Source organism: Olleya marilimosa CAM030 (genome assembly GCF_000518485.1).
Lineage (GTDB): Bacteria > Bacteroidota > Bacteroidia > Flavobacteriales > Flavobacteriaceae > Olleya > Olleya marilimosa.
Genome location: NZ_JADR01000008.1, coordinates 120276 through 134642, shown reverse-complemented (window position 1 = coordinate 134642; position 14367 = coordinate 120276). Strand labels below are relative to the sequence as shown.

The 14367-nt window shown below is 33.0% G+C and carries 12 protein-coding genes; 2 read left to right on the top strand and 10 right to left on the bottom strand.

Annotated elements, in window-relative coordinates; translation table 11 throughout:
* Positions 1-82: 82 nt before the first annotated feature.
* The 10 genes from M890_RS0110665 to M890_RS0110620 all read right to left on the bottom strand — a co-directional run bounded on the left by M890_RS0110665 (position 83) and on the right by M890_RS0110620 (position 11716).
* Positions 83-496: an HYC_CC_PP family protein gene (locus M890_RS0110665; RefSeq protein WP_028283533.1), complete on the bottom strand. Its 414-nt coding sequence runs from the start codon at positions 494-496 to the stop codon at positions 83-85.
* 60 nt (positions 497-556) lie between these two features.
* On the bottom strand, positions 557-2506 hold the full coding sequence (locus M890_RS0110660) for a heavy metal translocating P-type ATPase (protein ID WP_028283532.1): 1950 nt from the start codon (positions 2504-2506) through the stop codon (positions 557-559).
* Complete coding sequence (locus M890_RS0110655) at positions 2503-2865, bottom strand: DUF3703 domain-containing protein (RefSeq protein ID WP_028283531.1); 363 nt, start codon at positions 2863-2865, stop codon at positions 2503-2505. Before M890_RS0110655 ends, M890_RS0110660 begins: the two co-directional genes overlap by 4 nt.
* A 56-nt stretch (positions 2866-2921) precedes the next feature.
* The gene (locus M890_RS0110650) at positions 2922-3335 is read right to left on the bottom strand and encodes a Fur family transcriptional regulator (protein ID WP_028283530.1); all 414 of its coding nucleotides are present in this window, start codon (positions 3333-3335) and stop codon (positions 2922-2924) included.
* A 3-nt stretch (positions 3336-3338) separates the two neighbouring features.
* Complete coding sequence (locus M890_RS0110645) at positions 3339-4544, bottom strand: efflux RND transporter periplasmic adaptor subunit (protein ID WP_028283529.1); 1206 nt, start codon at positions 4542-4544, stop codon at positions 3339-3341.
* A 4-nt stretch (positions 4545-4548) separates the two neighbouring features.
* Complete coding sequence (locus tag M890_RS0110640) at positions 4549-8883, bottom strand: CusA/CzcA family heavy metal efflux RND transporter (protein WP_028283528.1); 4335 nt, start codon at positions 8881-8883, stop codon at positions 4549-4551.
* A gap of 97 nt (positions 8884-8980) precedes the next feature.
* Positions 8981-9292, bottom strand: coding sequence for a DUF6660 family protein (locus M890_RS0110635; RefSeq protein WP_028283527.1), 312 nt, complete (start codon positions 9290-9292; stop codon positions 8981-8983).
* Between the two features lie 59 nt (positions 9293-9351).
* Entirely contained in the window at positions 9352-10614 is a 1263-nt protein-coding gene (locus M890_RS0110630; protein WP_028283526.1) for a sensor histidine kinase, read from the bottom strand.
* Positions 10615-10617: 3 nt separating this feature from the next.
* Positions 10618-11292, bottom strand: coding sequence for a response regulator transcription factor (locus M890_RS0110625; RefSeq protein ID WP_028283525.1), 675 nt, complete (start codon positions 11290-11292; stop codon positions 10618-10620).
* A 67-nt stretch (positions 11293-11359) separates the two neighbouring features.
* A complete protein-coding gene (locus M890_RS0110620; protein WP_028283524.1) occupies positions 11360-11716 on the bottom strand; it encodes a hypothetical protein in 357 nt (118 codons plus the stop codon).
* A gap of 57 nt (positions 11717-11773) precedes the next feature.
* On the opposite strand from M890_RS0110620, the gene M890_RS0110615 reads away from it, so the two are divergent.
* Positions 11774-13504 carry an APC family permease gene (locus tag M890_RS0110615; protein WP_028283523.1) on the top strand — a complete coding sequence of 577 codons (1731 nt, stop codon included), beginning with the start codon at positions 11774-11776 and terminating at the stop codon, positions 13502-13504.
* A 4-nt stretch (positions 13505-13508) separates the two neighbouring features.
* Positions 13509-14366: a mechanosensitive ion channel family protein gene (locus tag M890_RS0110610; protein WP_036597439.1), complete on the top strand. Its 858-nt coding sequence runs from the start codon at positions 13509-13511 to the stop codon at positions 14364-14366.
* Position 14367 lies beyond the last annotated feature (1 nt).

Below are 14367 nucleotides of genomic sequence, written 5' to 3'. Positions count from 1 at the left end.
GGCGTTAGGAAAACACCGAATACAACAAATTATCCTTATGACATTATAAAGTCATAGGATAAAACAGTCTATTGTTTAAAAATCAAATTAAATAAGTCTCGTCAATCTTGAAGATTTGCCTGACGACGAGTGGTGGATCGTATTCTTCAAAAGAAGATACATTGTTATCTAAACCTTCAAAAAGGTTAATATAGGTATAAACAAATGAGGCAATGAAAACTTGTTTTTCAAAAGAAATTTTGTCAACTTGTAATTGAATTTCGTCTTGACCTTCAATTGCTAATTGTTTATCATCGCAACAATTTTTCTTGGTAATAGAACATCCTTCAGTAGAAGGTTTTTCCATTTCCATACCGCAACCTTTGGCTTTATGGAATATAGCCGTTTCTACTAAAGTATCTCCACAATAATGCATATTAAGCGTAAATGACATTGTAGAGCATAACACTACAAAAGCCATTGCCAAAGACATTGTTTTATGGAATACTTGTTTCATATTATAGCAAAGATATAAAATTTTAACATTCAAAATCTTAATTAACAGAAATTTAATCAATCAATCCCAACTCATCCTCTGTAATCTAACCGCATTTAAAATGGCTAACAATGCGACACCTACGTCTGCAAATACTGCTTCCCACATTGTTGCCAAACCACCAGCTCCCAAAATTAAAACAATGACTTTTACACCAAAAGCCAAACCTATATTCTGCCAAACGATTTTACGTGTTGAACGACCAATTTTAATGGCTTTTACCACTTTTGAAGGTTGGTCGGTTTGAATAATAACATCTGCTGTTTCAATTGCGACATCACTTCCCAATCCTCCCATTGCAATTCCTACATCACTTGCTGCTAAAACTGGTGCATCATTAATTCCATCGCCTATAAAAGCAATCTTATTATTGGGGTTTTGTTTTAAAATTTCAACTTCATTCAATTTGTCTTCTGGTAATAAACCACCTTTAGCAATTTCGATATTTAACTCGGAAGCAACTTTTTGAGTTATGGAATCCTTATCTCCAGAGAGCATCATTATATTTTTGACACCTACTTTATGTAATGCGGTAATCGTTTCTTTCGCATCCTCTTTTAATTCATCTGCAATAACCACATAACCTGCGAATTTGTCATCAATCGCAACCAAAACAATCGATTCTACAATAGTTTCTGTTTCCTCTAAAACATCAATATTATTGGCTGTCATTAGGGCTTTATTACCCACTAAAACAGCTTTACCATCCACAATACCTTTTAAACCTTTTCCTGCTATTTCAGATACTTCGGAAGCTTCATAATCTGTACCTTCATCTTTATATTCTAAAATAGCTTTTGCGATTGGATGTGTGGATTGTTCTTCCATCGCCATCAGGTATTTCATAAACTCTTTTTCATCCCAACCAATTGCTTTGACTTCTTTAATTTTAAAGACACCTTTAGTAACTGTTCCTGTTTTGTCCATTACCAAAGTATTTATCTTGGTCATGGCATCGAGAAAGGAAGCGCCTTTGAATAAAATTCCATTTTTTGAAGCTGCGCCCAAACCACCAAAATAGCCTAATGGAATAGAAATTACTAAAGCACAAGGACAAGAAATTACAAGAAAAATCAAGGCACGATATAACCAATCTCTAAAGACATAATGATCTACAAAAAAATAGGGTAAAAATGTAACCGCAATAGCTAGAAACACAACTATTGGCGTATAAACTCGAGCGAACTGCCTGATGAATAATTCTGTTTTCGATTTGCGAGCTGTGGCATTCTGTACCATATCCAAAATTCGAGCAATGGAACTATCTTTAAATTCTTTAGTGGTTTTAATTTCTATAACGCCATCCAAATTAATACTACCTGCAAATACTTTTTCGCCTTTTACAATCGTATTAGGTTTGCTTTCGCCTGTTAATGCTGCTGTGTTGAATGAACCTTTGTCGGAAAGTAGAATACCATCTAAAGGGATTTTTTCTCCAACACGTACTTGCACTTTTTCACCAATTTCAACCGTTTCTGGACTTACAGACACATAATTATTGTTGCGATATACCAGAGCTTCATTTGGTCTAACATCCAATAATGCTTTAATATTTCCTTTTGCTCTATTTACTGCTGTATTTTGAAATAATTCTCCTACTGCATAAAACAACATTACTGCTACACCCTCTGGATATTCACCAATTATAAACGCACCAATAGTAGCTATAGACATTAAAAAGAACTCTGTAAAAATATCACCCTTTTTAATACTATTCCAACCCTCTTTTACTACTGGAAAACCTACAGGCAAATATGCTATACTGTACCAAACAATACGAGTCCAATTCTTAAAAAAAGAAACATCAAAATAATCTAAACCTATACCCATCATAAGCATCGTAAAACTTATAATTGCTGGCACATAAGTTTTAAATGCACTTCCATTACCGTGATTATGACCATCATCGTGAGAATGTTGCTCTTCTGAATTTGGTTTTAAATCTCTTAAATTGACTTTCTTTTTTTTCATTTTGAATTGAATAAATTTTTAATATCATTAGGTATAGGCATAGATTTTAATGGTGGTACGTTTGCACTGCCTGTGTTACCAAGTGGCACGTGGTCAATAAATGATTTCCAACCACCAACAAGTAACCTAATAATTTGGCCGAGTACTTCTTTAGTATCTTTTTGCATAAATCCAAACTTTAGCATTAACCAATGTGAATAGGTATGTTCTATTGGGTAAGATTGCCCTATGATATGACTGCGTTCTAAATGATACCAAGCATTATTATACTGCTTATTTTCTAAACAGAAACTGTATTGTTTTAATTCTTCTATATAAGCCTGTTTAAGAGGTTTAGGTATTTTAGTATTAAACTTCATATCCATTAATTTTGAATAAAAGTAGTACAATCGTTAGTGCAATGGAAGTGCATTTGTTATCCACTACACTTATCACATATACCTTTTACAACCAAGTTTACATTTTCTGAAACAAAGCCATCAGGCACTTTAATTTTTGGTATTTTATGGTCTGTTAAGCAAATGGTTTCATTACAATTGTTACAATGGAAATGTAAGTGTAAATCTTTATTTATATCACAACTACAACCTTGTTCACATAAAGCATATTTGGTAATACCTGTACCATCATCTATTTGATGTACAATGTCTTTTTCCTCGAATGTTTTAATAGTTCTGTACAATGTAGTTCTATCTGCTTTTTCAAAAGCATTTTCTATATCACTTAATGTTACTGCTACTTGTTTCTCTGCAAGAAACTTATAAATCAATAAACGCATTGCCGTAACGCGAATATTTTTTAACTCTAATAATTGTTCTATGGTTTGCATAATCTAATGTTCGTGTTCTGCTTCGCCTTTTTTCATTTCGGCTATTAAATAATACGCATTGTTATAAGCGAATTTTGTGATTTTATCTTGTTCTTCAGTAAATTGAACAGCTACCCAATTGCCATCTTTTGCTCCTAAAAGCACTTCAATAGGTTTAAAACTCCAATCGTCATTTTCTTTTTCTACTGAAAAGACATAAAATCTATCGCCTTCTTTTATAATTGCGCTTTCTGGCAATGCATGAGTTTCTGCGTTCTCAACTTGAATTTTACCTTTAATATACATTCCTGGAATTAGATTCCCTTTTTTGTTTTCAATTTCAGCATGGACGTGTAGTGCTTTAGGATTATCTTCAAAAGTTTTGCTTACCGAATAGATTTCTGCTGTAAGATCTTCGTCTGTATTAGATTGTAAATTGAAAATCACTTTTTGACCTTTCTTTACTTTATAAACGTCTTTTTCGAACACCATTAAATCTGCATGAACGTGATGCGTGTTTACGATTTCAAAAAGTTCGGTTTGCGGTTCTACATATTGTCCTGTTTTTACTTCAACTTTTTGGACAAAGCCTTCTATTGGACTACGTAATGATATACTTTGAGCAATGGTTCCATTTCGTACTGATGACGTGTTTATGTTTAATAGTCTCAATTGAGCTTCCAATCCATTTACCATAGCTTTAGAGGCATCATATTCTGCTTCGGCTTTTTGAAAACTTGCACCAGAGCCAACTCCTGCATCATATAATTTTTGCTGACGTTCATAGTTCTTCTTTAAAAAATTACTGTTGCTAAAAGCATTTAAATAATCGGTCTGCATTTTTATAATATTAGGATGAGATAAATATGCAACCACTTGACCTTTATTAACTTTATCGCCTTCAATAACTTTTATTGATACCACATTTGCACCAACTACAGAAGTTATTGCTGCTTCGTTTTGTGGTGGTACTTCTAATGTGCCATTGGCTTCTACATAACCGCTCATATTACGCAATGCTAGGGTGTCTGTTTTCATTTTTAAGGCATCAAACTGTTGTTGTGATAGCATCACTTCTTCTTCATCACTATGAGCTTCTTCGGCTTCTGGCTTTACATCTTCATTGTGTGCATGACCATCGCCTTCTTTATGGCTTTCTTTATTTCCACAGGCAACTACTAAAAGTGAAACTGTTAGTAATGTTAAGATTATATATCGTGTGTTTTTCATTTTCTTATTTATTAAAATATTGTAGTTGAAATGTGCTTTCTAAATAATTTATTAATGCTTCTTGAGCTTGTAATTCAGATTGAATAGCTTCTTTTATGAGTTGTGTAAACCCTGTATAATCTATCTCTCCTTCTTTATAGGCAAATAAAGCCCCCAATTTTTGTTCTTTCACAAGTGGTAACACCTCATTTTTATAGAAAAACCAAGACGTTTTCCATTTTTGATAATTCTCTTTTGATTGTACAAACTTGGATTGTACTTCTTGTTTTTTGAACTGAATGTTCGTATCAGCAATTTCCTTATCGATTTTTGCGGTTTTAACCTTTGCTTTATTTGTACCAGACAAAAAAGGAATGGAAACACCTGCTTGATAGGTATAAAACCCTGAATTACCATTTAAGTTTTGTAAACCACCTTGAAAATTTAACTTGGGTAAATTATCTGCTTTGGCAGCTTTATATGTGGCTTCTGCTTCTGTTACCTGTAATTGTGCTATACCATATAAGGGATGTTCTTCTAAGTTAAAAGTATCAACATCAATTTCACTAGTGATTTCAAAATCATTGGGAACGGTATAGAATGTATCAGAAACCAACCATAGGTTTAACTGTTGTAATGCAATACTATATTCACTTTTTGATTGCATAAATTTATTTTGAATCTGTAAAGCTTGATTTTTAGCTGCTGAATATTCTAACCTTGAAATCGCTTCTACTTCATAATTTAATGCTACTGCTTTTTCAAAATTGGTATAAATTGAATCTAACTCTCTGTATAAATTATAATTCCTTTTACTCTGCAAGGCATTTGCCCAGGCTTTTTTCACTTCCAATTCTAAATCTAATTCTGAAAGTTGAAACGCTTTTTGAGCTAGTTGAATGCGTTGTTCTTGCAATCGTTTTTTTGCAGAAATACCAAACACATCAATGTTGCTTTGACCAATTCCTATAGTTGTATAAATACCATTTCCGTTATTAATTTCCTCGCCTCCAGTAAAAATTTGAGTCGTTCCAAAATCATAAGCTGTACTTTTTAACTGCTCTTGTTTGCTGATTTCTAATTGCTTTTGTTTTAAAAGCGGAAAATTTTCTTTTGATAATTTAACCGCTTCATTCATCGAAATGATTGGCAACGTATCGTTAACTTCTTGGGCGTTTCCTGTTATTGGTAACAAAAACATAAAAGCTACCATAGCAGTAACTGTAATCACTTTTTTGTCTGCTCTAAACTTGAATGATTTGTTTTCTACCCAATGATATAATATAGGTAAAACGAACAATGTTAATAGTGTAGATGTTAATAAACCACCAATTACAACCGTTGCTAAAGGCCGTTGTACTTCTGCACCAGCTGATGCCGAAATTGCCATAGGTAAAAAGCCTAAAACATCTGTAAAAGCGGTTAACATAATTGGTCTAATTCTTCGTTTTGTTCCCTCTATAATTCTATCTTTAAGATTGGTGACACCTTCTTCTTTAAGTTCATTCAGTCCGCTTATCATTACCAGACCGTTAAGAACAGCAACGCCAAACAAAACAATAAAACCTACGCCTGCTGAAATACTAAATGGCATATCCCTTAACCACAATGCTACTACACCACCAATGGTTGCCATAGGAATCGCGATGTAAATCATTAAGGTTTGTGGCAACGATTTTAAAGCAAAATAAATAAGTACAAAAATGAGTAATAACGCAATTGGTACAACTGTTAGTAAGCGATTACTTGCACGTTCTAAATTTTCAAATGCACCTCCATAACGAATAAAATAACCTGTTGGTAATTCTAATTTAGCATCTAACTTTGACTTTATTTCCATTACCAAAGATTTTACATCACGTCCTCTTACATTGATACCAACATAGGTTCTTCTATTTGTATTATCCCTGCTTATTTGCATTGGACCTCCTTTGTAACTTATATCTGCAACTTCACGAAGTGGAATTTGAGTACCAGACGGTAAATTGATATATAAATTTTGAACATCTGAAATATCCTTTCGGTTTTGAGAATTCAATCTTACCACTAAATCAAATCGCTTTTCGCCTTCAAAAATAATACCTGCTGTACCGCCTGCAAAAGCTGTTTGAACGATTTGATTCAACGTATTTATTTGCAGTCCGTATTGAGCTAATTTATTTCTATTATACGTAATGGTCATTTGTGGCAACCCTGTTGTGGCTTCCGCTTTCATATCTCCAATACCTTCAGTACCAGCTATAATTTTAGATATTTCTTCTGCTTTTTGAGACAGTATATTTATATCTTCTCCGTAAAGTTTTATGGCAATGTCCTCTCTAACACCTTCAAGTAATTCATTAAAGCGCATTTCGATAGGTTGTGTAAATTCATAGTTAACACCAGGAATTATTTCAACAGCTTCTTTCATTTTTTCGATGAGTTCATCTTTAGATGCTACCGTAGTCCATTCGCTTTTTGGTTTCAAAATCACAAAAACATCTGCAATATCCATTGGCATGGGATCTGTTGGAATTTCAGCAACACCAATTCGACTTACAATTTTCTCAACTTCTGGAAACTTTGCTTTTACAATTTGTTCAATTTTTGTAGTCGTTTCAATAGTTTCTGTAAGGGAACTGCCTGGTTTTAAAATGGCGTGAAACGCAATGTCGCCTTCATCGAGTTGTGGTATAAATTCGCCACCCATTCGTGTAAACATAAAGACTGCAATACCGAATAGAACAACAGAAACACCAATTATTAGTTTTCCTTTTTTTAAGGCTTTTTCTAATAAAGGTTGGTATTTACCTTCTACCCAATGCACAAATTTGTCGCCATAAGATTTTTTGTCTGACTTTGGTGCTCTTAAAATCAAAGCAGACATCATTGGCACATACGTCAAACAAAGAACCATGGCACCAATCATTGCAAAAATAAAAGTCAATGCCATTGGTTTAAACATTTTCCCTTCAATACCTTGTAAAGCCAGAATTGGAAGAAAAACAATAAGGATAATAAGCTGACCGAAAAACGCAGCATTCATCATTTTTTTTGAAGCATCAGCTGCAACACCATCACGCTCTTTGGATGTCAATTTCCTTTTCTTTAGTACTTGTGATGCAATAAGAAAAACTGTGCTTTCTACAATAATTACAGCACCATCTACAATAATACCGAAATCTATTGCTCCTAAGCTCATTAAATTAGCCCAAACATCAAACACATTCATAAGGATAAATGCAAACAACAACGATAACGGAATAGTGGATGCCACTATTAAACCACCTCTCCAATTTCCTAATAAAAAGATGAGTACAAATATTACTATTAATGCACCTTCAATAAGGTTTGTTGCTACAGTTGATGTAGTTTCTGCTATTAACTTACTTCGGTCTAATAAAGGTTCAATAATCACACCTTCTGGTAATGACTTTTCTATTTGAGTCATTCGCTCTTTTACATTCTCAATAACATCGTTTGAGTTTGCTCCTTTAAGCATCATTACCAAACCACCTACAACTTCTCCTTCGCCATCTTGTGTTAATGCACCATAACGAATAGCTGAACCAAATTGTACTTTGGCAATATCGCCAATAGTTATAGGAATATTATTGACGTTTCTTACTGTTATTTTTTTAATATCATCCAAACTACGCACTAAACCTTCGCCACGTATAAAATTGGCTTGATGGTTCTTTTCGATATATGCACCACCTGTATTTTGATTGTTGTTTTCTAGAGCCTCAAAGACATCGGTAATTGTTAATCCGATTGCTCGCAACTCATTTGGATCAACAGCGACTTCATATTGCTTAATTTTTCCGCCAATAGCATTAACTTCAACAACACCTTCTACCATTGCCATTTGACGCTGTACTATCCAATCTTGCATGGTGCGCAAATCAGTAACTGAATATTTCTCTTTGTATTCTGGTTTGACTTTAAGTGTGTATTGATATATTTCTCCTAGACCAGATGAAATAGGACCCATTGAAGGTTCTCCGAATCCCTCGGGAATTTGTTCTTTAATGTCGTTGAGTTTTTCAGCGACTAATTGACGTGGCAGATACGTTCCCATATCATCGTCAAAAACAATGGTAACAACTGATAAGCCAAAACGAGAAATTGAACGAATTTCTTGGACATTAGGTAGATTGCTCATTGCTACCTCTACTGGATAGGTTATGATTTGCTCAATATCCTCTGTTCCTAAATTTGGTGCTTGCGTAATGACTTGTACTTGGTTGTTGGTAATATCTGGTACCGCATCGATAGGTACTTGAGTCATACTCCAAATACCAGCTCCAACAATGGTAAGCGTTAGCAAACCAATAATGAATTTGTTATTGATTGAAAAATCAATGATTTTATTAATCATAGAATTATAGTTATAATGAATTTATAAATAAAGAATAGTTACCAAAGAGTATCGATGGTAGCATAGATTTATAATACACCTGCGTAGCAGGTATTCATTACACTTGTGGTGGTTGTAAAACGGAATTTGTGAAGTCTTTTTCTGAACCGCTTAGGTATAAAACATCTTTTGTGGAAATAAAAGATATGTCTAATTTTAAATCTGGAATATCAAAATTCACAGCACTTACATGGCAGCATTGACAAATGCAAAAAGGCGAACATAAACCAGAATCTTGATGTTGATGGTCATTGTCCATACCTTGTGAAATCTCAGTTTGCACCTCATTATCAAGCGTAGTATAATCTTCGCAAGGTGCTAAATTAAGCGCGAAAATATAAATTGATAATATAAAAGCTAAAAATTTCATCGTAGCAAAGATATAAATTATTTAATGCAATGGTATTGCAAATAACGTTATGCTTTCTCTTAACTTTTATTTACAACTGAAAAATCTATTGAAAATACATGGTGGTCAACCTCAAATTGATATGAGATTTTAAACCCATATAAATCACATATTTTCTTAACGATTGCCAATCCTAAACCTGTGGATTGATTGGCGTTAGATTCTCGATAAAAACGTAAAAACAAATTTTCGGGATGTGCCAAGGCCTTTTCTCCAAAATTTGAAATAATGAGTAAGTTATCTTTTGTGACGACAGCAATCTCTTCATTTTTTTTACTGTGTTTTATGGCATTTGAAACCAAGTTATTAATGAAAATATCTGCTAAGTAGGCATCCATAGAAACAAATAATTCGTTTTTTAAAGTGTAAACGAGATTTGCAAATTGAAGCTCTTTAAAGCTTTCAATCTTTTCCTTTATTAAATCTGATAGGTTGATATTTTCAATATTTATAAATTGATTATTGTCAATTTTAGTTAAGGTCGTTATTCTCTTATTAAGTTGTTTTAAGCGTTGAATATCTTTTTGAATAGAGGTAACTTGCTCAAACTGTTTATCACTTATCTCCTGCTCATTAATAAGGTTATCAATTTTTGCCTGAATGATTGCTAAAGGCGTTTGCATTTCGTGCGAGACATCTTCCGTAAACTGCTTTAAACTCTCATAATCTGACCTTACTTTATCTGTTAATGTCTCAATTTCGGTTTTTAATTCTGAAAACTCTAAAACATCGCTATCAACTAAACGCAATGGCTCTTTTGATGTGAGCGAGAATCGTTTCATCTGCTCTAAATTCTTGAAAAAAGGACTCCATAACTGAAGATTTCTTGTGGTATTGAAATAAAATAAAAATATGAAAGCTAAAACGAATATGGCTATATTTGAGATAACAATGGCTAAAGCAAAATCTTCAGATTCGACGACCATATTTCTAATGGTTATCTGATAGTTTTTCCCATTGATTGCTTTGTAGGTGGATAGTTCTCGAAACAATTCCATTTCATCTTCTGAAGGATCATAAATGATGGTGTCCTTTAATATTTCTTTTCCTAAAATTTCAACCTCCCGAACCTCTGTAACTGGTGGTAATGAGTATATTTTTCGATTATTTTTTAAGGCAGCTTCAACTCTTGCTTCTGTGGAATACAAAACCTCTTCAACTTCACTTTTTAAAAGATGGCTGGTATAAAAGAACAAAGCTATGGAACTCAGCAATGCTAAAAACAACCCAGTAATTAAGAAGGTTTTGGATGTTTTTTTTATAAGTTTTATTTTTTTAGACACGGATTAATCTTCTATAAATTTATACCCACTTCCATAGGCTGTTTTGATATACTTTGCACCTTCCGCAGTTAACTTTTTACGCAAGTTGTTGATGTGTACGTAAATAAAATCAAAATTATCGAGTAAATCGCTATCATCTCCCCAAAGATGTTCTGCAATGATTTCTTTAGAAAGGACACGTCCTTTGTTAGATATAAAGAATACCAATAAATCGTATTCCTTGCGTGTTAAAGCCATTGCTTTACCATCAATGTAAGCGGTTCTGGATTTGGTATCAATTTTTATTTCGTTGAACTCCATAATTTCATCGCCACCATATTTGCCACGTCGAAGTACAGCATTAATGCGAGAATTTAATTCTGCTAAATGAAAAGGTTTAGTAATGTAATCATCCGCACCTAGATCGAGGCCTTCCAGTTTATCTGTCAATGAATTGTTTGCAGAAATAATTATCACACCAGCTCTTTTCTTTTCTTTCTTCAACGTTTTAAGTACGTCTAATCCACTACCTGTGACTAAATTAATATCCAAAATAATAACATCGTAATCGTATATAGCGGCTTTTTCTGAAGCTTCCCCAAAATCTGAAGCTACTTCACAGATATTGCCATCACGTTGTAAATACGTAACAATAGATTGTTGTAAATCGAGTTCGTCTTCAGCTATTAAATATTTCATTTCTATAAATTTAAAACAATAAAATTAGTATTTGATTCTAAATATATTCTAAAGACGAAATCTATGATTATTCGGTATTATCAGAATTTATAATATGTAAAAACCTATGAACGATTGGTGCCATTACTACCGCAATAACACTAAAAAAAGCAGTACCACTAAAAAGGGCATAAAAAGATGCAAATAATTTAGCGGTGTCATTTGGCATTTCTGCTATTGGCCCGACGCCAGCAAGTATCATACAGGCATTATAGAAAGCGTCTATCCAAGATAAAAATCCAAAATAATGATAACCTAAAGTGCCAATAGAAACAGAGATAGCCACCATAATTATTGCATACATTACGTAGCGTAATGCTCTAATAAAAAATCTTTTCCTTTGAATAACAGGACTTTTCTTTTGTTCAAATCTTAAAAATGACATGATAATTACAATTATAAACTTCAAATTTACTTAAGATTTCTTTAGTAAATTTACCGTATGGCAAAAAAACTCAATCAATTAGAAGCCACAGCCATTTGCGGTAATGATATAAGTTCTTCTTGTTTATATGTCTCTGCACTGGCTATTGTATATGCAGGGCAATATGCTTGGATTTCACTTTTAATGGTTGCTGTTGTACTTTTCTTTTTTAGAAAAATATATGGCGAAGTTGTAGGTGCTTTACCTTTAAATGGTGGTGCTTACAATGCTTTACTAAACACTACTAAAAAATCTACTGCTTCATTAGCAGCTGCCTTAACCGTACTATCTTATATGGCAACAGCAGTCATTTCTACAAGTGAAGCTGTGAAATATGCGCATAGTATTTGGATTGTTATTCCTGTAATTCCTGTTACCATTGGTTTGCTTTTGTTATTTATGGGATTGGTAATTTTAGGTATTGGCGAATCGTCTAAAGTAGCGATTGCTATATTTCTATTTCACTTATTATCACTCATTATACTCTGCGGATTCAGTTTAGTTTTCTTATTTGAAAATGGAACGGAAATACTCTTTTCTAATTTTAACACACCAGTAAAAGGTGGTATAATTACTGCTTTATTTTTAGGTTTTTCTGCTGCTATGTTGGGTATTAGTGGCTTTGAAAGTTCTGCTAATTATGTTGAAGAACAGGAAAAAGGTGTTTTCCCAAAAACCTTACGTAATATGTGGGTAGTAGTTACAGTTTTTAATCCACTAATTGCTTTTTTGGCTTTGTGCATCATACCTATTTCTACTGTTGTAGATAATCAAGATGCATTATTATCCATAATGGGAAAAACCGCTAGTGGAAATTGGTTATCATTACTAATTGGGATAGATGCAGCATTAGTATTAAGTGGCGCAGTACTTACCTCATTTGTTGGTGTCGGTGGCTTGATGAAACGCATGGCTTTAGATAGAATACTGCCAAAAGTACTCTTGAAGAAAACGAAAAAAGGAAGTAATTATTTAATCTTCGTGTTGTTTTTTGGACTCTGTGTTTCCATTTTGTTGATTACTCAAGGTGACTTAGCAAAATTAGCTGGTGTTTATACCATTGCTTTTTTGTCTGTTATGATTTTATTTGGTATCGGAAACTTGTTGCTAAAAGTAAATCGTTCTCGATTACCCAGACCCGAAAGATCAAGTTGGTTAGGATTATTTATAGGTGTCATAGCAGTTGCAGCTGCGATTGTTGGTAATGTGATTTTAAACCCACAATATTTAGCCATTTTTATGGAATATCTCATACCAACGTTAGCTGTTGTGTTCTTTATGTTATATCGTACTTCTATCTTTAAAGTTTTTCTAAAAATTCTTGACTATGCTTTTCCAGAAAAAAATTCACTTTTTATTAAGCTAAAAAAACCAATAAAAAAAGCACTCAATTCTATTAACAAACAGCAATTTGTCTATTTTACCAATCATGATGATGTATCTATTTTAAATAAGGTGCTATCATATATTTCTAATAATGAATCTACGCGAAGCGTAAAAATTGTAACCGTTTTAGATGAAGGCGAAACTATTGCTACAAATCTTACAAAAGATATTGAAACTTTAGATAGAGCTTATCCCTTAATTAATGTCGAGTTTATTATAGAGCCGGGTGTTTTTGGTCCTGAAAAAATTAAAGAACTATCCAAACGTTGGCATATTCCAATAAACTTTATGTTTATTGCTTCCCCTGGACATAAGTTTCCATATAAAATTCAAGAATTGGGCGAAGTTCGTTTAATAATCTAATCAAATGATGCAAAAATATTTTTCAGAATTTAAAATAGAAACTACTATTGCTATAATAATTGTTGGTACTATTTTTTTTTCCATACTCTTAAATTGGTTTCTAAAACGATTTATAAAAAAATCGCTTATTAATCATCATAGAGATCTTACTGGTTATTTATTTTTAAAACATATTCTAACAGCATTGGTATACGCTATAGGGTTTGCTTTTGCTTTAGTACAAATACCTGAATTTAAAATTGTAGGACACTCATTACTGGCTGGTGCTGGTGTGATTTCACTAATAGCAGGTTTAGCATCACAACAAGCATTAAGTAATATTATGAGTGGTATTTTAATTGTTGTATTTAAACCTTTCAGAATAAATGATAAAATTACTTTAAGAGGCTCTTTTACTGGAACTGTAGAAGACATTAATCTAAGACAAGTCGTGATTAGAGATTTTGAAAACAATAGGATAATTATACCAAACTCAGTTATTAGTAGCGACCTAATTGTAAACGCTCATATTGGTGAAGAAAAGTGTTGCAAACTGATTGACATTGGTATTGGTTATTCATCAAATATAGAACGTGCGCTAGACATTATGAAAGAGGAAGTTGGTAATCATCCTTTACATATAGATAATCGCACCACTGAAGATATCGAAAACAATGTTCCTTTGGTAATTGCAAGGGTAACTGCTTTAGGCGATTCAGATGTAAATTTAAGAGTTTGGGCTTGGGCTAAAGATTCTAGTGATGGGTATGTATTATATTGTGATTTGCTACAAAGCATAAAAAACCGTTTTGATAATGAGGGTATTGAAATTCCTTTTCCTCAACGAACCATAACGTACTCTAAGAATAATGAAAATAATTAAT

What these genes read in the sequence shown, in the direction of transcription:
- M890_RS0110665 (WP_028283533.1), bottom strand. Translation starts at nt 496, where the DNA reads ATGAAACAAGTATTCCATAAAACAATGTCTTTGGCAATGGCTTTTGTA.
- M890_RS0110660 (WP_028283532.1), bottom strand. Translation starts at nt 2,506, where the DNA reads ATGAAAAAAAAGAAAGTCAATTTAAGAGATTTAAAACCAAATTCAGAA.
- M890_RS0110655 (WP_028283531.1), bottom strand. Translation starts at nt 2,865, where the DNA reads ATGAAGTTTAATACTAAAATACCTAAACCTCTTAAACAGGCTTATATA.
- M890_RS0110650 (WP_028283530.1), bottom strand. Translation starts at nt 3,335, where the DNA reads ATGCAAACCATAGAACAATTATTAGAGTTAAAAAATATTCGCGTTACG.
- M890_RS0110645 (WP_028283529.1), bottom strand. Translation starts at nt 4,544, where the DNA reads ATGAAAAACACACGATATATAATCTTAACATTACTAACAGTTTCACTT.
- M890_RS0110640 (WP_028283528.1), bottom strand. Translation starts at nt 8,883, where the DNA reads ATGATTAATAAAATCATTGATTTTTCAATCAATAACAAATTCATTATT.
- M890_RS0110635 (WP_028283527.1), bottom strand. Translation starts at nt 9,292, where the DNA reads ATGAAATTTTTAGCTTTTATATTATCAATTTATATTTTCGCGCTTAAT.
- M890_RS0110625 (WP_028283525.1), bottom strand. Translation starts at nt 11,292, where the DNA reads ATGAAATATTTAATAGCTGAAGACGAACTCGATTTACAACAATCTATT.
- M890_RS0110620 (WP_028283524.1), bottom strand. Translation starts at nt 11,716, where the DNA reads ATGTCATTTTTAAGATTTGAACAAAAGAAAAGTCCTGTTATTCAAAGG.
- M890_RS0110615 (WP_028283523.1), top strand. Translation starts at nt 11,774, where the DNA reads ATGGCAAAAAAACTCAATCAATTAGAAGCCACAGCCATTTGCGGTAAT.
- M890_RS0110610 (WP_036597439.1), top strand. Translation starts at nt 13,509, where the DNA reads ATGATGCAAAAATATTTTTCAGAATTTAAAATAGAAACTACTATTGCT.